This is a genomic window from Pseudomonas sp. IT-232MI5, from assembly GCF_949767845.1.
Classification (GTDB): Bacteria; Pseudomonadota; Gammaproteobacteria; order Pseudomonadales; family Pseudomonadaceae; genus Aquipseudomonas.
On record NZ_CATKQE010000022.1, the window covers coordinates 24078 to 47600 of the forward strand.

The window sequence follows — 23523 nt, forward strand, 5'->3', positions numbered from 1 at the left end:
CCGGCCTTACAACTGCCAGGAACCGATATCGGCATTCACGCCGTCGCCGTCCGGCTGACCGTCGGCACCGAGGGAAAAGATGTCGATCTCGCCATTGGCGCCGGGGTTGAGGTACTGATAAGGACGCCCCCACGGATCGTTCGGCAAGCGCTCCAGGTACGAGCGCCAATTGCTGTTCTTCGCATCCGCCGGCCGCTCCACCAACACCTTCAGCCCTTGGTTCATGCTCGGGTAAGTGCCGTGATCGAGGCGATACAACTTCAACGCCTGCATCAACCCACCAATATCCTGCTTCGCCGCCGTCGCCCGTGCCTGATCCGGCCGATCGAGCACCTTGGGCACCACCATCGCCGCCAGAATCCCCAGAATCACCACGACCACCATGATCTCGATCAGGGTAAAACCCTGCTGCCCACGCGGCGTGCGCATCGGTTGCTGAAGCGATTTGAAAGGTGCGATATCCATCTCGACATACCCTGGCTTGATTCGATTCGACGCGCAGTGTTGCAAGAAGATATGTCAGTGATGTTGAAAATCCTCGGGTGTTTTCGTCGTCAAGCCGTCAAGGACGGGGGTTAGCGTCGAGGGCTGGGTTTGGGTTTTGGGCCATGTATGCGTGCGCGTTCGCGGGAAGCGGGTTTCACGTTGATTGAGGTGCTGGTGGCGCTGGCGATTATTGCCGTGGCGATGTCGGCGGCTGTGCGCGTGGCGGGGTTGATGACGCAGAGTAGTGGGATTTTGCGGGATCGGTCGGTGGCGATGATTGCAGCGCAGAGTCGGATGGCGGAGTTGCGGTTGGAAGGGAAGTTGCCGATGGGGATGAAGGCGCAGGAATGTGATCAGGGGCGGTTGTTGTTGCGGTGTGAGCAGGTGATTAGCGCAGCCGAGAATGGACGGTTGCTCAAGATTGGCATCCAGGTATTTGACCGCAGCCAGGATGCGCCGCCGCTGGCCAGGCTTGAGACCTTGTTGTCCCGAACGGAAAGCCCCTCACCCTAGCCCTCCCCCAAGGGAGAGGAGACCGATTGGGGGATATTCGAGAGCTACACCGACTTGAACGTCTTTCATTGAATCCAAAATGGCCAAGCTCACAAAGCCAAATCGAAGGCCTTTCACAAAAGCCATAACCGCCAAGGTCTTTCACCAAAACCATAATCACCAAAATCTTCCAGGTCGACGTACCCCGCAAGACACCTCGGTCGGCCCCCTCTCACTCCGGGAGAGGGCTGGGGTGAGGGCCGCTTCTACTCGCAAAATCCCAGAATCACCAAAGCCATAATCACCACGGTCTTCCAGGTCGATGCACCCCGCCACACCTCGGTCGGTCCCCTCTCCCTCCGGGAGAGGGCTGGGGTGAGGGCCAGGGTTGCCAGCTAGCGGTCACTTGGCAGCAACGCTCTCAAGCGCCGGGTCCTCAGCGACGCCCCATTTGTTGAAACCATAGCCAAGTACCGTTGCGATCAAGATGAACACGGACAGGCTCGCCAGCGGAGGAAAGGGGGCGACGGCGAGCAGCACGCTGACGACGCCAGCCGTCACGAACATGAGGGTGCCGCCCGCCGCCGACGAGGCCCCCGCTTTCTCGCTGAACATCTCCATGGCCCTGGAGGCGGCGGCGGGCCTGACCAGTGTCGTTCCTAGCGTACAGATGATCATTGGGATGGCCACTGTAGCGATAGAGAGCTGGAACTGAATCAACCCCACCATGATCAGGCCGGACAGCCCGGAGATAGCCAATCCCACCTTGATTTGAGTGTCGATCGTCAGTGTTCTGGATAACCGGGTGGCCAATAACCCGCCCACCACATAGGCGCCTCCGTAGGCCAGTAGCACAAATGAGTAACTCAACGAGGACACCCGGAGCGTTTCGAGAAAGATGATGGGAGAAATAGCAATGAATCCAAAATGACAGGAAAAGGCCATAGCCGATGTCATCCACGAATACACGAAAGGTTTATAGCTGAAGATATCCGCATAACGCTTGAGAATTTCCAGCTTTTGCGATCGCGACGTTAGCGACTGATCCGGTAATTTGGGAAAAAACCACAGTGTTTGCCCCAGCAAGATCACAGCCAGCACAGCAAACACGTAGAAACTCCCCTGCCAATTCAGGGCGTACTGCAGATACGTCCCAAACAACGGAGAAAAGGAAATACAAATCCCGCTTAACGACAGCATGTAAATGCGAATCCGCTGCCGGTCTTCAGCCGTGAAGACATCCTGAACAATCGCTTGAGCCAACACAAAACATCCGCACCCTGCGCCCTGCACGACTCGCGCCAAGGCAAACTGCAGTTGCGTGCTGGACAGCAGGCAGCCCGCAATACCCAGCAGTGACACTACCAACCCAAGTTTGAGCATGACAGGCCGGCCATACTTGTCGGACAGCGGCCCTACAACGATCTGAGAGATGGAGAACCCCACCGCAAATGTCGCCACAAAGTAGGTGACTTCATTGACCTTCATTCCAAACGCATCCGCCAGAGCCGGATAAGACGGCAGTAATACATCGAGCGGGAATACGCCAAGTGCGACCATGACCGACAGCAGGAAAAGTGCAGAGGCCTTTGAAGGCGATTTGAGTTTAACGTTCACCGTAGTCTCCCTTTGTCTGTCATTCGATAAGCCCTGCCTCGGCAAAGCGCTTCACGTTCATCGGTTCTTTGAAAAAACCACTGCGTTTCATCGCCGTTATCGTTGCGGTACATCCAGCTCTGGCCCTGGCACGATGAGGCGCGCTGCCTTGCTGCCTTTCATGGATAACCTGCGCGCTGGCGGCATCAACGCCCACCAGCTTCAAGTTCTCGTACAACCATGTTTCATGCAGCCTGAAAAATTCGAAGATGGCTTTAACGATAAAATCCGCCATGAATGTTTTCTGAGCGTCCGAAGCACCCTGCCAAACAATGGTAAAAAGATGCGAAAAATAAAGTGAGTGCTTGAGTTCATCCTCAAGATGGTCACGCAGCATCCGGTAGACGGGCGTATAAACCGTTGACCTGGAGATCTTAAGGAATTCTTTTGTAATCACGGTTTCAGAAACAAATCCAACAACAAACCAAGCCAATTCGGTATGGGCAGGCTCTACCGAGTTAACAAGCGCCCGGATGTTCTGCACGCGTTCCGAGGTAATTTCCCGATTGGCAATTCCATAAATAGCGCTGACTTGATTGGCGACATCTGCCGACATCACTGCATGGTAGGCCTCATCGGCATATAACTTGAGCCCTGTGAGTTTCAACTCTGGAGACAAACCCAAACCGATTCGATCATGAGCAATGGTTGTGATCGAGCGATTGACAATGCGGGTCTCTAACTCAGTTGTGTAGTCGAGGAACATCACCAGATATCTTGCCAATATCGCCTGCCTGACGGCGTCGCCATGGCAATGAACAGCCTCATCAGCCAACCAGGGAGTTGCCGTCGGCACAAACCAGTCTTTGTGCTGTTCGCCGCCCTGCGCCCAACCCGACAGGTCATAGGCGTTAGGCCGCGAACGCACGGTGGCGGCCTCGTTCCAGTCCAGGAAGACCATCAACGCATCGCTGTCGATTGAGCACTCTTGCTTAATCATTTTCTCGTGCGCCTCCGCTGGCATGCAGCGCTTCCAAAGCCACCGGCATGTCCCTGCCGGTGCTAACCCCGGCACCGACAAACAACAAAGGAGCTGACTGATGGGAATCGCCCAGAATCGGCTCCAGACAAGCCTCATCAATAGCGGCAGAGACCCAAGTCCCAAGGCCCAAGGCAGTTGAAACAAGCTGCACGGTCTGGGAAATATGACCGGCGTCCAGCAGCGCGACGCGGTAGGCCCTTGAGTGCGGATACTTCCACCATAGCCGGTCAAACTGGCACGTCAGAAAAATACCGAACGGAATATCTTCCGCGAAAAATTGGCCGTTGAGTGCATGACCCAAGCTGAAATCGTCATCGGTTTTTATGGATTCCAACTGGTGTTCGACAGGATTGTAGTAATAGAACCCAGGCGGGATCTGCGCGACATTGTTGATGTAAACATATCCCTCAATGGCATTGAGTCCGCCACCTGATGGGCTACTTCTGCGATGGCGAAGTTCATCAGGGCACAGCTGGCTAGTCGCAAGACCGCGGGAAGGAAGATACGCCAGCGAATAATAAAGAATCAATTCTATCTGCTGCTTCGTGAGCGCCACAGGAAGGAACTCCCTGACGCTGCGGCGCTTTGACAAGGTACTTTGCAAGTCATAATTCTGAGTAGTGACCGGTCGTGTTAGAGCAATACAGTGCCCTGTATCTTTACCCTTACTCTCATGCCTTAACCTCGGCACTGGAACAGTAAAGGCTTCGTCACATGCCGATTGGTAGGCTATCGCCCATTCATCGACACTTTCCGGTCGCGCCGCATAGTCGATCTTGCTGGTGCCAACGTGAAAGATGCGGGAAAGATCATCCCAGCCCCATTCCATTGCGGGAAATCCGCTCTCTGACACTACCCCGGCGGCCAGCAATTCCTGGTCGATCGAATCTTGTGTATCCGGCTCTACGTCTGGGTTTTGGCTGAGATGCAGTAAACGAAAAAGATACTGAGGAGAGATGGAATATTGCTTGTGTGCCTGGTAGTCCCATAGCACCAATTGCTTATTCTTGATCAGAAAAAAAATATTATCACTAATATAGGATGGCACTTCTCTCGTCCTTGAGACTGGTAAAAACAAAAAGCCCGGAAGAACTTCTTCCGGGCCCTGACATCACTTGACGGTGGTTTTAACCGGACCTGCTGCTTGAGTCCAGTTAGCCAGGGTTTTCGATTCGAGATTAATAACAGTCATGACACTCTCCTTATCTTCAATGAAGCCGAACCATTCGGCGAAGTGAGATTTAAACAAATAAAAACAGCTGTCAAGAATGAAAATCAAAAAAACTTTTTGCGCTTAACTTGGTGCGTAACTGTTATACAACCGCACCGGGATAGTGCTACGAAAGTCTCCGAATCCGGCCAGTTCGATCATTGTCCGACAATTTAAGTGCGCCATTGCAGCGCACACTTTCAAAGCATATGAATCGCCCTGAATTTCATAAACGCCGCTTTGCCTGAACTGACATCGACCAAATGACAGAATGGCGTGCGGCTGGATTGCGTCTTTATCAATCGGTCGCCGAGGTAACTGTCATGACAACGCCCGACGCACGGACAGGGGCCACAGACTACTGCCTGCCGAATGCTCGACCATTTCCAGAGACACGTATCCGCCACAAGCGGTCAGCGCATGACAATGGTATCGTCCACTCCTTTTCAATGTTTCTGACAGATTATGAATAGAGCCAAATCCTCAAACCGGACCATTGCTCCCGCACCAGGCATCCCTGAATCCGAAGTGAGGCCAGGACACCATCGCTATGCTTTTGTGAGTTTTCGACCTTGCTCTCGCTGAAGGATGTCTACATGCCCAACGCATCGCAGAACGCGCGACTCACTGAGTTGCTGACGGTGAGCGAAGCCAGTATTGACAGGGCTGAATCCAATGCCGACCTCCTGAACGTGATCCATGAGTTCGCCTTGTACAACGGCCCGCTCGAATTCGATCGCACACGCGCATGGTGGTGTTTCGGCACCGGCCTGTTATTGCTTGCGAGCGCTGTGGCCCTTTATTGGATTGGGAACATCCATAGCGTCGCTCTGTTCTTTTACCGGTTGGAAATTGATCCCGACTCGTTCGGCATGGGTACTGGTTTTCTCGGCATCGTGATTGCCGTTTGGAGTCTGGCATGGATGAAATCCAAATCTGATCGGTTGCCGTCGCTCAGTAAAAGAATTGCTCGACTGTCATCCTACTTCCACAACGGACTGACTTTCCTGAGAGAAGACTCAGCCGCAACCCTCAAAGAGCTGGACACGGAATTTGGTGATTACCGTCGCGGCGACTACAGCCGCAAGTTGGTCGAGTCGATACAGGGTGAATTTACCGGCACGTTGCGCAACCTCCCTTTCACGTACCGCCAGCTGCACTATGTCAACCGACGCGAGGTGCATACCACGGTTACCGACGAAAAGGGCAATACCAAAACCGAGACTCGAGTGGTTTATGACCACTACGATCGCTACAGTTTGGTCATCGACTTTCCATGGGTCACCGGAATATCGGTCAGATCTGATTACCAGTCCCAGAACGACTATTCGCATCCCATGGACACGGCTTCTACGGATTTCAATAAAGCGTTCCGTTTGACCGGTCGCAGCGAGATGCTTTGTGCGAAATTCATCAAGCCTTCGACGGTGCTCCACTTGCTGAAGCTGTTCGACATCCTCCATCGTCCGAACCTGGAGTTCTCCGACAGTGGAGAGCTCTGCCTAAGTTTTGAGAGCAACGACCTGTTCGCGTTCGGTGCCCAGTATTCGCTGGCTTCGCCCAACAATTTTTACGAAGAAATTTCTGCCGGTATCGAACTGCCGCGTCTGATGTCTGCGCTCCAATGGAGCCATGCACTCAGTGAGCTGCACGATGACAACTTTACCTTTACCGCCACTCCCCCAAAACAACGCCAAGAGAAGTAAGCCATGGACATTGCACTCATCCTCTCCGCTGTTATCGCTGTCGTCATAATCGTAGCGGGCTTCAGCATTTATAACGGCATTATCGGGGGACACAACCGAGTACAACGTGCATGGTCGGACGTCCTCGTTTACGAACGCCAGAAGACCAAAGTTCTCGACCAGCTTCAAAAAGTGCTCGCAGATTTCATGGTCTATGAGGCCAGCCTCCTGGAAAAGATCACCGGCCTTCGCAGCGCGGTCAACGCCCTGCCTGCGGGCGCCAATGGCAATGCCCTCACGACCGTTGAAACCGCCACCCGGGAGCTGATAGGTGGCCTACGCATCGCTTTCGAGGCCTACCCTGACCTGAAAGCATCAGAAGCGGCGAACAACATGATGCGTGAAATTGCCGAACAACAAGAGAACGTCGGCGCAGCCATCACCATCTACAACCGCAACGTCGAACTGTTCAACAACGCCATCGAAATGTTCCCCGGCTCGGTCGTCAATGGCCTGTTCAACAAGAAAACTCGCGTCACGCCATTCACCGATACCGAAGCTTCGCAGAGTTTCTCTTACACCCCGAATATCTAACCTGCGTTAAGCATCGAACCATCACCCGCAAGGGTGATGGTCGCTCACCTCCCTCCTTGAACAGATCCGCCGCTGATTTTTCCAGGCGCAATGCCGAAAGCAACAACAAACCAAATGAAAACGCCGCAGGAAAGTAACCGACCCGCTCCCACACGTTTCAGCGTCGTACACAACATCTGCAATCAGCACAAAACCCTGTGGGAGCGAGCCTGCTCGCGAAGACGCCAGAACGGATACCCGATCAATCACAAGGTGATCCCGACACCCGCATCACTCCGGCAATTGCAAATTATCCAGCGCCCGATTCACCGCCAACTCCCCGAGCATGATCAACTGCGCAATCCCCGCCAGCGCATGGCGCTGCGATGCCGGTAACAGGCTGGAGACGTTCTGGGCGATGGTTTTGGCCGAAGCGAGTGTTGCACTGGCATCGACCAGCAGTTCTTCGGTTTTGTTGTCCGCCGTCACGGCATACATCCCACGTTTTTTACGTGGCGGCGGCGTGGAACCGGGCGGACAGAGGTAATGGTCGAGCGCGCGGTCGGCGGCTTCGTGGAGTTTTTTGGAATCGATGGATTCGTAGGGAGACGTGCAGTTAGATTCGGGCGGATTGGGTGTTGGTTTGATCATGGTAAAGCTCCTTGATGACTGGAGCCGCCACCGTTCGCGGTCAAACAAACAGGGTGGCAGCTGTACGCGGGTTGACCGACCGGACATCAAGGAATCCGGCACACCCGAAGGTGTCCCACGCACAGCCACCGCGACACGATTTCAGACAATGCCTGAACACGTGCAGAACGCTGGCGCGCCTTGATATTGGGCGGACGGTCAAATCCGATCACTGATTCGTCAGCGACCGCACCACAATAGAACCCGCCCCCAAGGCGCACAAGCCGGCGGATTCTGGCGTAGCTGTAGGCAAAGGCGCAAGGATATGTAGCCTGAGAGAGTGTCTGGAGATGTCTTTTTAAACGTTGGTGTTTATCGGAATCCTCATCGCGTCTCGGACCCCAGCACAGATCCGTCCCCTTGCCCCAACAGACGTAAGCGTCCGGCGAACACATCCCCCTGAAGCTGATAGGGAGCCATCGCCTCCATTGAACCGAGCAGCAGTGGTTATGCGGACTCTGTTCTCTATAATCACTGACCGGCCATGTTTAGGGTGCTTGTTATGCCAGCCTCCGCTGATCAAAACTCCGCTGTCGTTTTATGCGCAACTTCCAATAACGACCTGGAAGATCTGGTAGCCATCAGGATTGAGGCCATGCGCGAGAGCCTCGAACGGCTTGGACGATTTGACCCAGATCGTGCGCGCGAACGATTTCTTGGTGGGTTCGACGCTAACAGCACACGCCGCATAGAAGTATTAGGTGATCTGGTCGGTTTTGTCGTAATCAAAGACCAGCAGAGCGAGCTGCTGCTTGACCACTTGTATGTGATACCCAGAGCTCAAGGAGCAGGAATCGGCTCTGAAGTTCTTACTCGGATTTTCAGAGAGGCTGATGAGATCGGGCGTCCCATCAAGGTGGGTGCTCTCAAGGAAAGCGCTTCAAATCGCTTTTACACTCGCCATGGCTTCGTGTTCATCGAAAGCGGTGAATTCGATAATTATTATGTCCGGGCTAGCGGTAATGCCGTTGATTTGGGCGACTAGGTAGATCTTGATACGGTTCCCCGTCAGAGGTTGCACCGTTAGATGGGCATCTGCATTCAAGGGGACGGATCTATTTTTCAAATATAAATCCGTCCCCTTTTCCTCCTGTAGGAGCTGCCGAAGGCTCGGGCAACGGATACAACGCATGTGTCATCGCCATCGCTACCAGCCCTGCTCCCAAAGGTTTCAGCGTCGGACACAACATTCCTGACCAACACAAAACCCTGTGGGAGCGAGCCTGCTCGCGAAGGCGCCAGGATGAACACCCGATCAATCACCAGGTGATCCCGACACCCGCATCACTCCGGCAATTGCAAATTGTCCAGCGCCCTATTCACCGCCAACTCCCCGAGCATGATCAACTGCGCAATCCCCGCCAGCGCATGGCGCTGCGATGCCGGCAACAGGCTGGAGACGTTTTGGGCGATGGTTTTGGCCGAAGCGAGTGTTGCACTGGCATCGACCAGCAGTTCTTCGGTTTTGTTGTCCGCCGTCACGGCGTACATTCCACGGTTTTTACGTGGGGGCGGAGTGGAACCGGGCGGACAGAGGTAATGGTCAAGCGCGCGGTCGGCGGCTTCGTTGAGTTTTTTGGAATCGATGGATTCGTAGGGGGAAACCGAGGCGGTTTCGGGCGGGTTGGGTGTTGGTTTGATCATGAGTGAATCTCCAAATCATAGAAAAGGAGCCATCATCTTTCGCTACCAAACGAAGGGGTGGTGGCCATACGAAGGTTGGTAGACCGGTGACTTGGAGAACCGGCGCGCCCGAAGACGCCCTGCGCATGACCACCATAAATACACAGCCCCAAAAAGGCCTGTATCGGGTGACGCTATGCGCCAAGTCTAAGCCGGGCTACCAAACCCGATCGCTGATTCGTCAGCGACCGGACCACAATAGAATCCGACCCAAAAGCGCACAAGCCGGCGGATTCTGGCGTAGCTGTAGGCAAAGGCGCAAGGATGTGTAGCCTGCGAGAGTGTCTGGAGATGTCTTTTTAAACATTGGCGTGACCGGTTCCGGCCGAAAGATGCAGTGCTGACAGTCTGCTTTCGGCCAGAAGCGGACTCTAACGTGAGTCCTGAAGAGCATTTATGATGGCCAAAGTTTGGTGGAGTTCGAATTTCTCCTTCACCGCTCCATTCAGTAAACGCAAGCCACTGATTCTCATAGAGAAAGTCGGAGGCTTGTGGTTTTTGACGTCTGAAAAAAGGCCATACAGGACTGAAATGGGTCTGGGATCGCTCTTCGGTGCGAAAGTAGACCGCCATCGAATGTGGGATTGGGTCGATGCTACGAATAATAAAATTGGAGGCAAGTTTGGGCGGATACCAGGGATTGCCTCTGCGTTGCAGGTCAATGGTGATGCCCGGCGTCCGCGTTCCGCAATCGCGAAGACTTGTGCATGAATGGCGTACTAGATAGACACAATCATTTAAGGCCACTTTCAGCGATATCTCTGCACTTCTTAATGGTTGCGCTTAAGGCCTGAAGGTGGATCTTATAGCCTGATTCATAGTCACTATTGTCGAATTTTTTCAGCCACAAATCGAAATTTTCTTTTCGTGCTACCGATTGTTTTCCAATGAGTTCTAACAAGGGAATGGAAGCTTGCATCAGCGCTAAGATCTCTCCGTGGAGTTCTGGAAAATATAAGCGCTGAAGCAGGACAGCTTCATCTAGAGGCGAGGGCGAGTCGTGTGCTTCGTCCTTGAAAAGAAGTGTATTTTGCTTTTCTGATATCCACGCGGAGTATGCTGAAACGGCCCTAGCAATATCCTCTAATTTTCCAGCCAAAAATTTCTTTCGATCACGACGTGCCGATATAAATTGAGTAACAAGCTGGGCGGAAATTCCGCCAAGCAGCGTTAATGTTCCTCCCACTATAATCGGTAAAAGTTTGATCCATTCGGCATGTAGTGTTGGTTCGATATCCATACAGGCGCTGTATCCTAGTCGTATTGGCTTGTCAATTAATGATATTGAGAAGACTTGATTTTGCATAGATCTACGTCTGCAGACATGGAGGCGTTTCGGAATGGGATAAGCTGCCCGCTGGAGTCACGGCAGCCATCTTCTACGCCAAGAGCGACCGCATGCGGCCAGAAGCGGACATCGGCAGCGACCGCTACCGCTACCGGCCAGCAGCAGTCAGACGGAAGCGTCTAGGAAATCAGGACCGATTCAAGGCTATGAGCGACACAGCACTAATCAGCGAGTTTGCGGTTTTCCAATCCGTGCAGCTGATCAACACCAAGATAAGCTAGTTGCCATTACTAAATCTCGAATGCTCGTCGCTGTATGTAGTAACGCTCCGATTCCTCTAGAGCCGGCGAGTCTAGGACTCCTAGCTCCATTAACTCTGAAAGATATTTTCTTTCAGTTTCATCCAAGTTCGCCAATCTGAATGTTGGAGAGCTATAGCAAAAAATCCTTCCCAACCATCTAATGTCGCTTTGGGAGAGGTAATGCTCCCAAAGCAAGCTGTGAGATCTTGTGAATAAGTTAATCAGCCTTTGGGACGTCACGTATTGATAACAGGTAAGTAACTGGCTCAAGTAATTTTTATGAATTTTGTGCTGAGTTTTATGCACGATTTCAAGATAGCTTATAGTCGCCTTGACATAGTTGAATCGATCGCCTTTCCCAATAGCCGTATCGGCCATCTGCCGATATGTTTCAATACGCACTTCTGGCTTTTGGAATTTAGCTGCTAAACGTAAAGAAATATTGTTAGCCGTAACATGGTGAGCATCCCTCAAGCACCGGCCCTTAATTCTTTCAAGTCTAGAAGCTTTGTTATCTTTTGAATCCAATACAGTGAGGATTGACTGAGCATGAAAATAGGTAGCATTTTTATCCGATAGATTGGAAGCTTGTCTTGCAAACTTAATGGCTTTAGCTTTTCGATCGGTTTCATAGTATAGCATGGCAGTATTTAGCCACACACTAGCAAGTCGCTGATTTGTTTGGGTCTCCAATTTCTCCAAGAGTTCATAAATCACCAAGGCTTCGTCAAAGCTATTCAGCATACGCATGCTATTTGCGTATCTAAATAAGATATCCTGAGACGCTCGAATATAAGAAAATTTTATCAAATGAGGAATTATGGCGTGGCAGAAATTGCAAATATTTCTAAAGTTACAGATTTTATCCAATCTTGATGTATAAAAGTTTATCAAGTCTAGGGCATTCGAGATAAGTTTAGAGTCGCTTTCAGCTATTGCATCATTAAAGTGACGCCTTAAGAGACATGTGGCATTATTGAATGAGTATTCATATTCGGTCAAAACTTTATGACTAAAGCTGCTACCTAACTCGTACTCCTTAATTTTCCAGTTGCCAAAATATGCGGTCAATGCCTTTTCAGTAAAATCCTTATAGCTCTCTACTGTGAGTAGCGATTGCACATAGCTTTGACTTTGAGTGAGTTCTCGTACTATTTTAGGAGCTTCAACCTCCATCTCGCCATAGTCGGTATATCTAGAGACCTCAATCAGCCCTTTTTTGCTTAATTCGATAGAGTGCTTTGCGTAAAACGGTTTGGTCCTGTCAAAATATCGGATGTGGCTGAAATCTTCGCCATAAGGAAATATGGCCAAGCAAAGTAATAGCTGATATAGGGAGTCGCTATGCTCTGCTTTAATGGTATCAATTTTTATCTTGATAGATACGGGGATAGTGCTGCTATCTATATTTCGCAAAGCGGTGGCAGAAGTTTCATTTACCAGTTCTGAAAACCTTGTATGCTCCATTTGTGAAATTATGCGCTCAACGCTTCCCGGTCTCCCTCCAGAAAGCCTATATATCTCTCCTGAAGAGATTATGCTTTCAGGGACATTAAATTCAGAATTTGAAAGTATGAACTTATTCATGTCCGGCTCATTCATAGGCTGTATTAGGATTGGAGCCCATGGTGCGCTTTTAATAATAAATTTACTTCTGAAGATAATGTTCGTTTCGGGTGCAACCTCTCTGAGAATATTACTAATATATAGGGCTGCTTGCATGGAGCCTTGATCAATGTTTTGCTCATAAATATTATCGATCAAGAGTGTCGAATTTTTAATGCTTGCGAGTTTTGTACAAAAATCCTTCGTGCTAAGGTTGATTTGATTTAAGAGTTTTAGATCCAGCGTTGCAAGATCGATGAAGTCGTCTAAGTCTAACTGGAAGATTTTATCTAAAAGCTGTGGTGCTTGATTTTTGATGCAGCTAAGGAATTCATTTCCGTACATATCCCAATGTGCAATACTCCAAAAGCATTTTTCAGTTTCCAGAAAGTATATTGCTTGCCGAACCGCAAATTTACCAACAGCTTCAAGATAGTGCTGCTTGAATCTAGGTGGCTCATACTGCAGTTTTAAGTGACTGGTTTCGGTATCAATTATCTTTAATTCAGAATTTCTTTCAGCTTTCGAGGAGATGTCGGACGTTAAGACTGGAAGTTCTTTGGACTTTTTTTTTGAGCTTTTTTAGAATTTAGTATTATGTCTGCTGTGTTGCTCGATTGCTCATCATCAGGAACTGCAATCTGATCTTTCTTAATTTGCCAACCGCCACCGCCAACTTGAATTGCCTTTCTTGGCCAAGAAGTATATTTATGTTCTACCAAGCAGATTTTAGCGAAATAATACCCATGCGTTCTGATCTTTTTGGCTGTGCCGTAACTATCAAGGCCAAATAGCGAAGCTACTTGTATTGAGAGCCTACCGGGCGAACTATTTATTGATTCTGATTTCGACATCGACTCGTGCATGTGGCCATGAAGATGTGCGTCAAACCAACCGGATGGTGATACTTCGTTGAGAAATACTTCCTGCGAGTGCTCGGTAAACCAGTTTGCTGGGTGATGTGTCACTATCAAGTTTATGTCGTTATTGTCAATCCATTGAGGGAGGTTTCCGTCTACGGAGTTGAACAATTGGTGATGGCTGAGTGATAATTTACCCTGCATGTCTCCATCAAATATATGAGTCCAGCTGGAGTTAATTCCAACCAGACCAACGCTCACCCCTGACTTTTCAAAAATAGCTGAATGATCGCCCGGTAGAACCCCTTTTTTATCTGATATTACAGGGATGCCGGAATTGGTTAGTTTTGCTAAAAAAGATGTATAGTTGTGGAAGCTTTTTTCAATGCCCTGAATGTAGTGATCGTGTTTTTTTTCAAAGATTGCCACTTCCAGCTCAGCATTATATGCAGCTACTGCGAGCGCGATTGGGTCTGTTTTTGAAGGCCGCACAAGGTCATGATTACCTGGAACTAAGAAAAGCTTAGGGGGAGGGCCCACAGTCTCGAATGCCTCCCATAGTTCAACCAGCTCTTTGAGGGCTAAATTGAACTCCGCCTCTTCACCCTTTTGAACGATGTCACCAGAGAATATGACTAAATCAATTGCACCATGTCTCGTGGAATGATTGATGATATCTTCGATCATTCGCTGTTTTATTTGTGTCCATAGCAGGCCAGCGCCTTTCATTCCAACGTGAAAGTCGCTGATGTGTAACCAGCTCAAATACTCCTGGTTTGCCATCTAAACCTCTTAAATTATCCGATGAGTTCCGTCTACGTGAGCTATTTTCTGTGGCGAAGATATCGTATTGCCAGCACATCATGCAAGATAGCTAGTCCATCAGTGTGCATAGGCATGAAATTCCAACTGATGCTCGCCCTCCTGCTGAGCGCTTAACCACAGCTCCAAATAGGGCGAACAAGTCACATAACTCCTGAAATTTGCAACCGCAGCGCTATCAATTCTTCTCCTGATTGGCTGTCGCATCGCAATCGGAATTATGGTGCGGTATTTTTTCGCAAATTTGAGGGGGGAAGCGGACGACTCGGAATGTCCGCTATTGGCTGTGGATTCAACCGGTGGACGCAACATGACTAAATTCTGTGTAAGCAGAAGGAGTGTTGCAGATGAAGCAGAGACCTCGGATTTATTACACCGACAGCCAGAAAAAACTGATGTGGGATCACTGGCAGAAAGGCGACTCTCTCCAGCAGATCGCCCAATTATTTGATCGAAACCACTCATCGATACAGCGCATCTTGGCGGAAACAGGGGGTATCAGACCCGCTGTACGGCGCAGGTCCAGATTGGCGCTGACGTTGGCTGAGCGCGAAGAGATTTCGCGTGCGGTGGTTGCAGGTAACTCGGTCCACTCCATAGCTGCACTGCTAGGGCGAGCAGCCTCGACCGTTAGCCGTGAGATCAGACGCAACGGTGGTCAAGGATGCTACCGGGCTAATCAAGCTGATCAGGCTGCTTGGGATCGCGCGCATCGGCCTAAGGTCTGCAAGCTTGTTGAGAACCGAGCGGTGGCGCAAATTGTTGCAGACAAGCTTCAATTGCAGTGGTCACCGGAACAAATTGCCGGCTGGCTGAAGCGATCCTACCCGGACGATACGAGCTATCAGGTGTCACACGAGACGATCTATCGCACCCTCTTCATACAGGCTCGCGGGGCTCTGAAGAAGGAGTTGCTTGAGCATTTACGGCGGACGCGAGCCATGCGTCGCTCGCGCCATCACACTCAGAAGAAAGAAAATCACGGTCGCATCACAGACGCGGTATCGATCCGTGAACGCCCGGCCACAGTTAAGGATCGAGCGGTGCCAGGTCACTGGGAGGGTGACCTCCTGTGCGGTAGCAGAAACAGCCAAATTGCCACTCTTGTAGAGCGTCATACCCGCTACGTAATGCTGATGAAGTTGGTCGGTAAGGATAGCGAGACGGTCATCAGCGCCCTGATCGAAAACGCCCGCGACTTACCCCAAGAACTCTACAAATCGCTGACGTGGGATCGTGGCAAAGAGATGGCTGACCATAAGCGCTTTACGGTGGCTACCGACATAAAGGTCTACTTCTGCGATCCTCATCGTCCTTGGCAACGGGGATCGAATGAGAACACCAACGGGTTGTTAAGGCAGTACTTCCCGAAAGGGACTGACCTTGCAGATCACTCGCAAGCCACACTCAATGAAGTAGCAAGGCAGCTAAATAACCGCCCTCGAAAAACACTAAACTACGAAACGCCCGCTGAACGATTTAGCCAATCTGTTGCGTCCACCGGCTGAATCCACAGCCGATAGCGGCCATTCATAACGACCTACTTCTGGTCGAAGGCAACAACAAATACTCTGCTTCTCAGTTCATTTTTTTGCTGAGACGGTCGAACTGCCCTCAACCAAACGACCAAAACAAATGAGCTCAACTCCCCAAATCACGGTCTCACCAACCTAGGCAAAACCACCCCCTCCGGCAACCTCTCCACCCCCAACCGCACCCGCTCCCCACCCTGCTCAATCACCACCCCATCCCCCTCCACCGCCAGCAACTTCACCCCAGGCCCAACCTTCTCCCCCTGCAAAAAACTACGCGGCGGCCCATCGTTCAGGCTCAGTATCGCCACCGCCCCCCGACTCCCCGCCATCACCCCGCTCACCTTGATGTCCACTGGCGCTGTTTGATTGGAAAACCACTGCAACGCCGGGCTGTCGCTGCGCGCAGCGATCAATTGTGGGGCGGCGGTCGGGGTGTGGGATTCGGCGGTGGTCAGCAGCAGTGACGACCAGGTCGCCACGCCGACCAGTGTGGCCAGCAGGGCCAGGGCCTGGATCATTTGTGGTGGCGAAAAGCGTGTGGCGAATGTCATGGGCTGAATCTCCTTTTAGTCCCACCTGACAGACTACGCGGCAATTCTCACGGTTTTATTTCACACGCCTTACATGTTGGCCGTGCAGGATGAACGTCGACGCAAAGGAGCGCGCAACCGATGAACGTGGGCAAGCAACAGGGCTTTACCCTGATCGAGCTGATGGTGGTGCTGGTGATCATCGGCATCGCCAGTGCGGCGATCAGCTTGAGTATCAAGCCCGATCCGCTGCAATTGCTGCGCAAGGACGCCGAACGTGTGGCGCAACTGCTGCAAGTGGCACAGGCCGAGGCGCGGGCGGATGGCCGGCCGATTGCGTGGGTCAGCGATGCCAAGGGGTTTCGCTTCAGCCGGCGCAGTGACAGCGGCAAGGGTTTCGAACATTTCAATGACGATGCGCAATTGCGCCCGCGGCCGTGGCAGAGCCCGAAGGTGCAGGTGCGGGTCGAGCCGAAACAGAAAGTCGTGCTTAACGCTGAGTGGATCAATCCGCCGCTGCAACTGACGTTGTCCGATGGCGCCAATCAGTTGAGTGTCCTGCGCGATGGCGCTGGCCGGATTCGTGTGCAATGAAGGGCCAACAGGGTTTTACGCTGATCGAGGTGATGGTCGCGATTCTGCTGATGGCGGTGGTGAGTTTGATTGCCTGGCGTGGGCTGGACAGTGTGACGCGGGCGGACAGTCATTTGCAGGCCAGTGGTGAACAGAGTGACGCCCTGCTGCGGACGTTGAATCAGTTGCAGCGGGATGTGGACATGCGTGCGGGCATTGAATTGAGTGAGCCGAAGAAAGTCGGCGCGGACGATGAGCCGGTGACGGCACCGCCCGCGATGACTGTGCGTAGCAGTGACAGCAAGGGGTTTCGGCTGGATATCATTCGCACGGCGGCTGACCAGCCTGGGGCTTTGCAGCGGGTGCGTTGGTGGCTTAAGGGCGACACGTTGTACCGTGCGGTGGCGGCGGCGCGGAGTCGGTATCCATTGCCGGCGCCGACCGATGGCGTGGCGGTATTGAGCGAGGTCAGCGATGCGCAGGTGCGGGTTTGGGAACCGGACAAGGGGTGGCGGCAGCTGAGTGGCAATCGGCGGGAGAATCCGTTGGGGCTGGAGATTCGGCTGACCCGGCAGACGGCGCAGGGGGTTGAGAGGTATCGGCAGGTGATAGGCCCACTGAACTGAATAGATTCCCGTACCAGAGTAGCCGAATAGAGATTTTTGACCTTTGTTTCTCAACATCAAAGCAAGATCAAAAGATCGCAGTCTTCGACATCTCTTATAGCAATTGAGCAAACTAGATAGAAAATCTTCGGCTGTCAGGGCGCCATCGCTGGCAAGCTAGCTAGCCTCGAACTTCTTCGATGATATGAGGACGAACTCTGAGACAGCCCGAACGGGAGCATTAACCCTAAAAGTGATGATTAATGCGCCGTATTGGGGACATTAGACTTGCACGTCATACGGGACATATCCGTAGCACTCGGCGTCAAGACGGCATTTAACTCTCTCAGTCGCTAGGCTTATGGCGAGCCCAGCGCAACGTGGCTATCGACATAAATTGCCTGATAGCCAACGCACCACGTTCATTTCTGGCTTTGGAACCTGGCAAAGTCAGAGCTGCTTCGACCTTGGCACGACTCGCTTCGTACATTGCAAATGCGTTGAACTCAGAATCAAGCAGCACCAAGAGCACAAAATCGAACGGGTGTCGTAGGTCAATTGCCCCCATACGGCCCGTAATCTTTAGCGGGTTCAGGATACAGCGGCCCTTGATCTGGATTCTCGCTACGCCATCTTCCAGTATCTCGGTAGCGTCGTAACCTGCCTGCCTTGCAGGATGTAGTGACAGGCCGAGTCTAGTGGCAGCTTCATACTCTGCCACCTCGCCGGTCACACCCAACGGCTTGCCGGTCAGGCTATAGAATCGGCGCGCAAGCACCTTGGCCTCTTTCATAATTTCCAGGATTTCATCCTGAATCAAAGCAGTCTGCTGAGGTTCGTTGCAATGCCTGAGTTCATTCATCCGCAAATGCTTCTAGGGCAGCGAGTAGCTTGGCCAATTCATTAAGGTTGGCTGTCGTCACGATGTCATATTCTCCTCGACTGCTCAGCCGATAAACTTCTCGAGCCTTTTTGACCCTCTCCAGTAGAGGAACGACTATTCCTGACGCCCGTTCAAGAAACTCATTGATGTCCGCACGCGTCTGCGGAATCTTGTAACCCTTAGCTGCGCTTGTGATGATGACGTCTGCATCCCGAAGCTTGGCAATGCCACTGGAGCGAATTCTCTGGCCGTTGACCTCTCCCAATCCGCTGTCTTTTAGATGGGCCATGATCTCCGTGGTCAGAACGTAGTCCTTCGTGACGAATTCGCTTTGGAATCTCAAGAACCGCAGGATGCTTAGCTGAAGACGTTGATCCTCATCAGGGTGCTTACCAACGCGCTCGCTAAAACGGTCGGCCTGGCGGAGAGCTTCTTGGTGTACCTGGTAGTCAGCATACCCAGACTCATCCGTCGGCGGCGGCAGAAGAGACTGGTACTTGGATGGCCATTCCAGCATTCCAAGAGTTAGGCTGCGAAGGATTTTCTTGTAGGCAAGAAGTACTTCTTCCGATGCTTTCTCCTCGTAAATCTGAGCTACTGAGCCAGCAAAAAAATCTGCAACCTGAACCAAAACGTTGTCCTTACTGGCTATCGTCTGGAAGGCATCCTTATCGCCAAATAGGTCGTCGACGAAACGTTCTGCAACGTAGCTTTTTAGGCTCTCCTGAAACTCCTGGCCACCATGCTCGTCTACGATCATCTGGAGGTCAGGGTATGCACGGAATAAACGTTCATATAGCAATCCGTTCACGTATTTTATGAACGAGGTTTTGATGCGGAGGCCGCCGTCTTTGTGAATTCGAGACTTATCAACGATGGTGAAATAGAGCTTGAATGGAAGCTCGGCTAGCTCGTTGAGGATTCGGGCACGGCGATCTGAATCCTTGGGCTTCAGATTGCTGGATTTGATCTCGCCTGTTTGAAAATGGCGCATGCGAAGTGCTTCAGCTTGGGCAAAAGCAGCTCCCAGGTCTTTCTCTGCCACTAGAATGGAGCACACGATGAAGTAGCCCGAACTTCCTCCCTTTGACGTATCAAGGTCGGCATTCCCGGACTCATCCACGAAGGCATATGTTCTGTCCATGATCTTGCTCCATCAACAACTTACTGAGCGCGGTGGGTCGCCCAACGGCGAAGAGGCGATCTCAGTTCGTCGCAGTGGTAGTGCCTGGAGCGGGGCCTTCGCTGAAGGTGTAGTTGATGACTACGTCATTACGGATCAGGACGTCGAGAGTTTTCTGAGTGCCAGTAGTCGTCACCTTCATGGTGACCACATAGCTTTGAGCATGGGCTGAGCCGTTGGTATAGGTGTAGATCCACTTCTCGTCAGTCTCGCTGACTGCGCTCTTGGTGTATGGCTCACCGAACAGCGACTTCAATTCGGCCGTCGTAGTTTTGCCTTTGGTAATGTTCGTCACACTAGCGGACGGAAAGTCTCGGCCTACGGTGTAGTGCGACGTAGCGCAACCGCCAAGTGCTACACACATCCCCATAACTGCAATGAGCTTTTTCATATCCTTCCTTGATCGTGGAAAGCTCTAAATCTAGCTGGCATCGAGGCTAAAAGCCATCAACCATACTCATCAGATACTCCCGCACTTTCACGACAAATCAGAACACCCTCGGAGCGCCGTACAAACTTGTCCTTCGCATCTGCTATCTGGACTTGAGCATCTACAACTAATCTAGCTAACTACTACATTGGGATTGGCGGCAGTCAGTTGGGGATTGGTTGGCTGTGAGGCCGTCATCGCGAGCAGGCTCACTCCTACAATTGGATCGTGTGAGGTCAGTTAAGGATTGGTTGACTGGCAGGCCGTCATCGCTGGCAAGCCAGCTCCCACAGGGGTTGGGTGGAGTCAGCTGGGGATTGGTCGGCTGGCAGGCCGTCTTCGCGAGCAGGCTCGCTCCCACAGTTTTAATGTGCGTACAACCCAAGCGGCAAAGCCGCCCCACTCAACAGGATGAGCGTTAGCTCGGCTGCAGCTCTTGATCTTGATCTTGATCCACGGGCGACGTCGGAAGGCTGAGTGGAGGGATTCATCCGGGGGTGGGAGCGCAGCGACCGTTTGGCGCAGCCAAATGCATCGAGAGGAGGTGCAGCGAAGCAAACCGTAGGCGATGCGCCCGGATGGATCCCGCAGCGAAGGAACCCCGAGCTTTAGCGAGCGGGCCGCACGTAGGAGCAAGCCTTTTTGGTTACTTTTTCGGCGTCTGGAAAAAGTGACCCGCCGTAAGGGCGGAACCCTAAGCAGCCATAACCGCAGCAACGGATATGTACCCAATCAAACCCACTAGCTCAAAACGACAACACCACCCGGCAGCTCAGTGCATTTGACGCCATAAGCATCGCGAATCAGCAGCGCAACGCCAGCGAGCTGATCAAGGCTAAAGCGCGCCTGCACCCGCCGCTGCCCAAGCTCACGGTTGAGCAACAACAACATCCCCGGCCGATAGCGATTGATCTCATCAATCATCTGGCTCAGCGTAGCGCCGTTAAACACCAACACTTGCTGACGCCAATTCATCACCGCCGCCGTGTCGACACTCTGCACACTGCCAACCTGCCGCGCGTCGTAGGTCACCTGCTGCCCCGGTTCAAGACGCAGGCTACGCCCCTCGACATCCACGTCAACCGCACCATCAAGGCAAGTCACGCAAACTTGCTGATCAGTGTTACGCAAGTTGAAACGCCCCTGACTCGCGCGCAACCACCCTCCCCCAGCCTGCATCGCCAACGGCAACCGCACGGTCTGCACTTCAACCTCACCACTGACCAGCTCAAACCCCTGCACACCCTCAGACACTGCACGCTGATTGATCCGCGTCTGAGTGTTCAGCTCCAGGCTCACACCCTGCACAGGTTCAAAACGCCGCTGCTGGCCAACTTCAGTAATGTAGTCAGCGCCCAACCCTTCAAAACCACCAGGAATCGTCCCGCGCACCAGCAAAAACGCCGCCGACGCAGCAATCGCCCCACCGAGAAACGCACGTCGACCAAACCCACGCGGTGCCTGCATTTGCTCCACGGCCGGTTGCAGCTGCTGCCACAACCGCTTGGCCTCTTCGAACGCGCGGGCATGCTCGGCACTCTGCGCGCACCATTCGCGCAGGGCCCGGGCGTCGCCCACGGTGGCGCGGCCGGAAGTCAACAGGACCAGCCAGTCGCGAGCTTCGCTGTGCAGATTGTCGGCCGCCGATGGCTCGGCAGATGTCAGTCGAAAGATGTTCAAACGCGCAGATTCTCAACGAATTGATCGGGCACTATTCAGAAGACGGTTTTCCGGCCCCGCGACCGAACCGCTGAAACACTTTTCTTTCCAGTTTCGCCGCGCAGAAGCTCAACGCAGCTTTGATTTCCTTCTCGACCATGCGCGTGGAAATGCCGAAGCGCTGCGAGATTTCCAGATGCGGCGCCTCTTCCAGGCGCGCCGCGATGAAGATCTTCCGGCGCCGTGCGGGCAGCTCGTACAACGCACTGAGCAGCGACTGGATTTCCTTTTGCCCACCCACCACCCGCGCCGGATCGAGGGCTTCATCGCCGATTTGCAGCAGCTCTTCGACTTCCTCGCCGGTGAGCAGGCGCGCATCGGCCTGGCGGCGGTCGGCGGCAATGTTCAGGGCCATGCGATAGAGGTAGGCATTGGGCCGCAGGACGTTCGGCGGCGTCTCCATGCGATCGACCCGCAGGTAGGTTTCGTGCAGCACGTCGTTGGCCAGATCTTCCGAACCGAGACGCCTGCGCAGGCGCACCCGAAAGTCCTCGTAGGACGTCAGGAACAGTTGGACCATCGAACCTTGTCCGGTGTCTTTCATCCCCCGGAAACTCCTTCCCATTTGGTGCATTCCATGCGTTTCCCTGACGACTCCGGTAACAACAGCAACGTGACCGGCTGACGCAAGGCGCTGGGCGTCGGCCGGTCGATTTTGAGGTTGCGAAAACTTTCCACCAGCGCGTTGTCGCGCCGTACATCTCCGGTCGAAGTGACCAACCGGTTGTGCTGCACCAAGCCGTCGCGGCCAACCCAGACCTGCAACACCGCGCGATAACTGCCGGGACGGGTCAGCGGCGAGCGGCACAGGTTGCGCTCGATCGCCGCTTGCACCGCCGTGGCGTAACTGCGATTGACGGCGACGCTTTCCGGCGTCTGTTTTTGTGCCGGCGCCGGTACGTCTTCGACCTGCGCCACTTGCAAGGTAAACGCATCGTCGCGGGCATACCGCGCCATCAAACCACTGCCGCCGAGCAATCGACGCAGGGCATCGGCGGCGGTGTATTCACCGTCCACCGCCAGCGAGCGACGGCCGCGACTCAACTGACTGTCGACCAGCACCGCAACGCCGGTGGCGAGGCTGTACTGATCCAGCGCGTGTGCCAGATCCTGTGCCGGAATGTGCAGCGTCATGCGCAAGTCCGCCGGCACCGCGTCGGCCATGGCGTGGCCCGCCGCACAACCAAGCAGCCACCCCAGACACATCCGGCGCACAAGCCTCGTTGAACGCTGAAAACCGTCCGTGGAATTGCCTCGCTGCACGGCTGACGAATCCTTGGAAATCGTCATCCTGAGGGCTGTTTATGAATCTGGTGTGACGGGCGGTGCAAAAAAACCATCACGGGAATTGCGCAAGGCTTGCACTAGACTCAAGCCATAGCGCGGCCCCGTCGGGCCGGCCAGGAGGCGAGCATGAACACACTGTGGCGATTGAGCCTTGGCGGGCTGTTGTTGATGGCGCTGTCGAGCGCTTATGCCGAGGAACCGTTGGGCTGTGTCGAGGTGACGGTCGGCGGCTACAAGGCGCCGAATTACGACTGTTTGAGCCAGCAGATGGGCAACAACCCGGAAGGCGCTGCGGCGGCGGAGAAGAATCAGGAGGCCCTGAATGTGCCGGTGAACAAACGGCCACCGAATCAGGTTGGCCTCGCGACACCGGCGGCGACCAGTACGCGGATGGGCAATACCTTTGGCACATCAGTAAAACCACAACGCCCACCGCAATGACAC

24 protein-coding genes are annotated in these 23523 nt (G+C 53.0%); 8 read left to right on the top strand and 16 right to left on the bottom strand.

All coding sequences use genetic code 11. The features are described from left to right. Window positions 1–6: 6 nt before the first annotated feature. Window positions 7–465, bottom strand: a complete 459-nt coding sequence (gspG, locus tag ACM6JQ_RS13385; RefSeq protein WP_038368790.1) for a type II secretion system major pseudopilin GspG — start codon at window positions 463–465, stop codon at window positions 7–9. Window positions 466–612: 147 nt separating this feature from the next. Here gspG and gspI point away from each other — a divergent pair, with 147 nt between their 5' ends. Beyond that, on the top strand, window positions 613–999 hold the full coding sequence (gspI, locus tag ACM6JQ_RS13390; RefSeq protein WP_185051909.1) for a type II secretion system minor pseudopilin GspI: 387 nt from the start codon (window positions 613–615) through the stop codon (window positions 997–999). Window positions 1000–1380: 381 nt separating this feature from the next. On the opposite strand, the gene ACM6JQ_RS13395 is transcribed toward gspI, so the two are convergent. Genes ACM6JQ_RS13395 through ACM6JQ_RS13405 form a run of 3 tightly spaced genes read right to left on the bottom strand, consistent with a single transcriptional unit; the run spans window position 1381 to window position 4664 of the window. Beyond that, window positions 1381–2595, bottom strand: coding sequence for an MFS transporter (locus ACM6JQ_RS13395; RefSeq protein ID WP_007919039.1), 1215 nt, complete (start codon window positions 2593–2595; stop codon window positions 1381–1383). A gap of 19 nt (window positions 2596–2614) precedes the next feature. Continuing rightward, the gene (locus tag ACM6JQ_RS13400; RefSeq protein ID WP_256588316.1) at window positions 2615–3574 is read right to left on the bottom strand and encodes a diiron oxygenase; all 960 of its coding nucleotides are present in this window, start codon (window positions 3572–3574) and stop codon (window positions 2615–2617) included. Continuing rightward, the gene (locus ACM6JQ_RS13405) at window positions 3567–4664 is read right to left on the bottom strand and encodes a SagB/ThcOx family dehydrogenase (protein ID WP_414893978.1); all 1098 of its coding nucleotides are present in this window, start codon (window positions 4662–4664) and stop codon (window positions 3567–3569) included. Before ACM6JQ_RS13405 ends, ACM6JQ_RS13400 begins: the two co-directional genes overlap by 8 nt. 758 nt (window positions 4665–5422) lie before the next feature. Here ACM6JQ_RS13405 and ACM6JQ_RS13410 point away from each other — a divergent pair. Together ACM6JQ_RS13410 and ACM6JQ_RS13415 are read left to right on the top strand one after the other, a co-directional pair. Then, window positions 5423–6532: a hypothetical protein gene (locus ACM6JQ_RS13410; RefSeq protein WP_095111423.1), complete on the top strand. Its 1110-nt coding sequence runs from the start codon at window positions 5423–5425 to the stop codon at window positions 6530–6532. A gap of 3 nt (window positions 6533–6535) precedes the next feature. After that, window positions 6536–7105 carry a LemA family protein gene (locus ACM6JQ_RS13415; protein WP_095111424.1) on the top strand — a complete coding sequence of 190 codons (570 nt, stop codon included), beginning with the start codon at window positions 6536–6538 and terminating at the stop codon, window positions 7103–7105. A gap of 270 nt (window positions 7106–7375) precedes the next feature. Here the strand turns inward: ACM6JQ_RS13415 and ACM6JQ_RS13420 are convergent, their stop codons facing one another. Then, entirely contained in the window at window positions 7376–7735 is a 360-nt protein-coding gene (locus tag ACM6JQ_RS13420) for a DUF6124 family protein (protein ID WP_095111425.1), read from the bottom strand. A 541-nt stretch (window positions 7736–8276) separates the two neighbouring features. Here ACM6JQ_RS13420 and ACM6JQ_RS13425 point away from each other — a divergent pair. Then, window positions 8277–8759 carry a GNAT family N-acetyltransferase gene (locus tag ACM6JQ_RS13425; protein WP_095111832.1) on the top strand — a complete coding sequence of 161 codons (483 nt, stop codon included), beginning with the start codon at window positions 8277–8279 and terminating at the stop codon, window positions 8757–8759. A 299-nt stretch (window positions 8760–9058) separates the two neighbouring features. Here the strand turns inward: ACM6JQ_RS13425 and ACM6JQ_RS13430 are convergent, their stop codons facing one another. The 4 genes from ACM6JQ_RS13430 to ACM6JQ_RS13445 form a co-directional block, all read right to left on the bottom strand. Beyond that, window positions 9059–9418, bottom strand: coding sequence for a DUF6124 family protein (locus ACM6JQ_RS13430; protein WP_095111426.1), 360 nt, complete (start codon window positions 9416–9418; stop codon window positions 9059–9061). Between the two features lie 772 nt (window positions 9419–10190). Then, window positions 10191–10697 (bottom strand): hypothetical protein, encoded by a 507-nt coding sequence (locus ACM6JQ_RS13435; RefSeq protein ID WP_095111427.1) that lies wholly within the window; start codon window positions 10695–10697, stop codon window positions 10191–10193. 338 nt (window positions 10698–11035) lie between these two features. Beyond that, window positions 11036–12997 (bottom strand): hypothetical protein, encoded by a 1962-nt coding sequence (locus ACM6JQ_RS13440; protein ID WP_095111428.1) that lies wholly within the window; start codon window positions 12995–12997, stop codon window positions 11036–11038. Between the two features lie 197 nt (window positions 12998–13194). Beyond that, window positions 13195–14295 carry a metallophosphoesterase family protein gene (locus ACM6JQ_RS13445; protein WP_095111429.1) on the bottom strand — a complete coding sequence of 367 codons (1101 nt, stop codon included), beginning with the start codon at window positions 14293–14295 and terminating at the stop codon, window positions 13195–13197. Window positions 14296–14681: 386 nt separating this feature from the next. On the opposite strand from ACM6JQ_RS13445, the gene ACM6JQ_RS13450 reads away from it, so the two are divergent. Then, entirely contained in the window at window positions 14682–15842 is a 1161-nt protein-coding gene (locus ACM6JQ_RS13450) for an IS30 family transposase (protein WP_095111430.1), read from the top strand. 146 nt (window positions 15843–15988) lie between these two features. On the opposite strand, the gene ACM6JQ_RS13455 is transcribed toward ACM6JQ_RS13450, so the two are convergent. After that, window positions 15989–16420: a type II secretion system protein N gene (locus ACM6JQ_RS13455; protein WP_095111431.1), complete on the bottom strand. Its 432-nt coding sequence runs from the start codon at window positions 16418–16420 to the stop codon at window positions 15989–15991. Between the two features lie 120 nt (window positions 16421–16540). Between ACM6JQ_RS13455 and gspH the strand changes: the two genes are divergently transcribed. Together gspH and ACM6JQ_RS13465 are read left to right on the top strand one after the other, a co-directional pair. Continuing rightward, window positions 16541–16993: a type II secretion system minor pseudopilin GspH gene (gspH, locus tag ACM6JQ_RS13460; protein ID WP_095111432.1), complete on the top strand. Its 453-nt coding sequence runs from the start codon at window positions 16541–16543 to the stop codon at window positions 16991–16993. Next, the gene (locus ACM6JQ_RS13465; RefSeq protein WP_095111433.1) at window positions 16990–17598 is read left to right on the top strand and encodes a prepilin-type N-terminal cleavage/methylation domain-containing protein; all 609 of its coding nucleotides are present in this window, start codon (window positions 16990–16992) and stop codon (window positions 17596–17598) included. Before gspH ends, ACM6JQ_RS13465 begins: the two co-directional genes overlap by 4 nt. A gap of 325 nt (window positions 17599–17923) precedes the next feature. Here the strand turns inward: ACM6JQ_RS13465 and ACM6JQ_RS13470 are convergent, their stop codons facing one another. From ACM6JQ_RS13470 to ACM6JQ_RS13495, 6 genes are all read right to left on the bottom strand, one after another. Next, window positions 17924–18439, bottom strand: coding sequence for a hypothetical protein (locus tag ACM6JQ_RS13470; protein WP_095111434.1), 516 nt, complete (start codon window positions 18437–18439; stop codon window positions 17924–17926). Next, the gene (locus tag ACM6JQ_RS13475; protein ID WP_095111435.1) at window positions 18432–19604 is read right to left on the bottom strand and encodes a DUF3800 domain-containing protein; all 1173 of its coding nucleotides are present in this window, start codon (window positions 19602–19604) and stop codon (window positions 18432–18434) included. Before ACM6JQ_RS13475 ends, ACM6JQ_RS13470 begins: the two co-directional genes overlap by 8 nt. 61 nt (window positions 19605–19665) lie before the next feature. Further along, window positions 19666–20034 carry a hypothetical protein gene (locus ACM6JQ_RS13480; protein ID WP_095111436.1) on the bottom strand — a complete coding sequence of 123 codons (369 nt, stop codon included), beginning with the start codon at window positions 20032–20034 and terminating at the stop codon, window positions 19666–19668. Between the two features lie 780 nt (window positions 20035–20814). Continuing rightward, a complete protein-coding gene (locus tag ACM6JQ_RS13485) occupies window positions 20815–21753 on the bottom strand; it encodes a FecR family protein (protein ID WP_414893979.1) in 939 nt (312 codons plus the stop codon). A 31-nt stretch (window positions 21754–21784) separates the two neighbouring features. After that, window positions 21785–22336, bottom strand: a complete 552-nt coding sequence (locus tag ACM6JQ_RS13490; protein ID WP_095111438.1) for an RNA polymerase sigma factor — start codon at window positions 22334–22336, stop codon at window positions 21785–21787. Next, window positions 22333–22998 (bottom strand): secretin and TonB N-terminal domain-containing protein, encoded by a 666-nt coding sequence (locus ACM6JQ_RS13495; protein ID WP_038369308.1) that lies wholly within the window; start codon window positions 22996–22998, stop codon window positions 22333–22335. Before ACM6JQ_RS13495 ends, ACM6JQ_RS13490 begins: the two co-directional genes overlap by 4 nt. Window positions 22999–23205: 207 nt before the next feature. On the opposite strand from ACM6JQ_RS13495, the gene ACM6JQ_RS13500 reads away from it, so the two are divergent. Then, window positions 23206–23520 carry a hypothetical protein gene (locus ACM6JQ_RS13500; RefSeq protein WP_077573225.1) on the top strand — a complete coding sequence of 105 codons (315 nt, stop codon included), beginning with the start codon at window positions 23206–23208 and terminating at the stop codon, window positions 23518–23520. The last annotated feature ends 3 nt before the right edge of the window (window positions 23521–23523 follow it).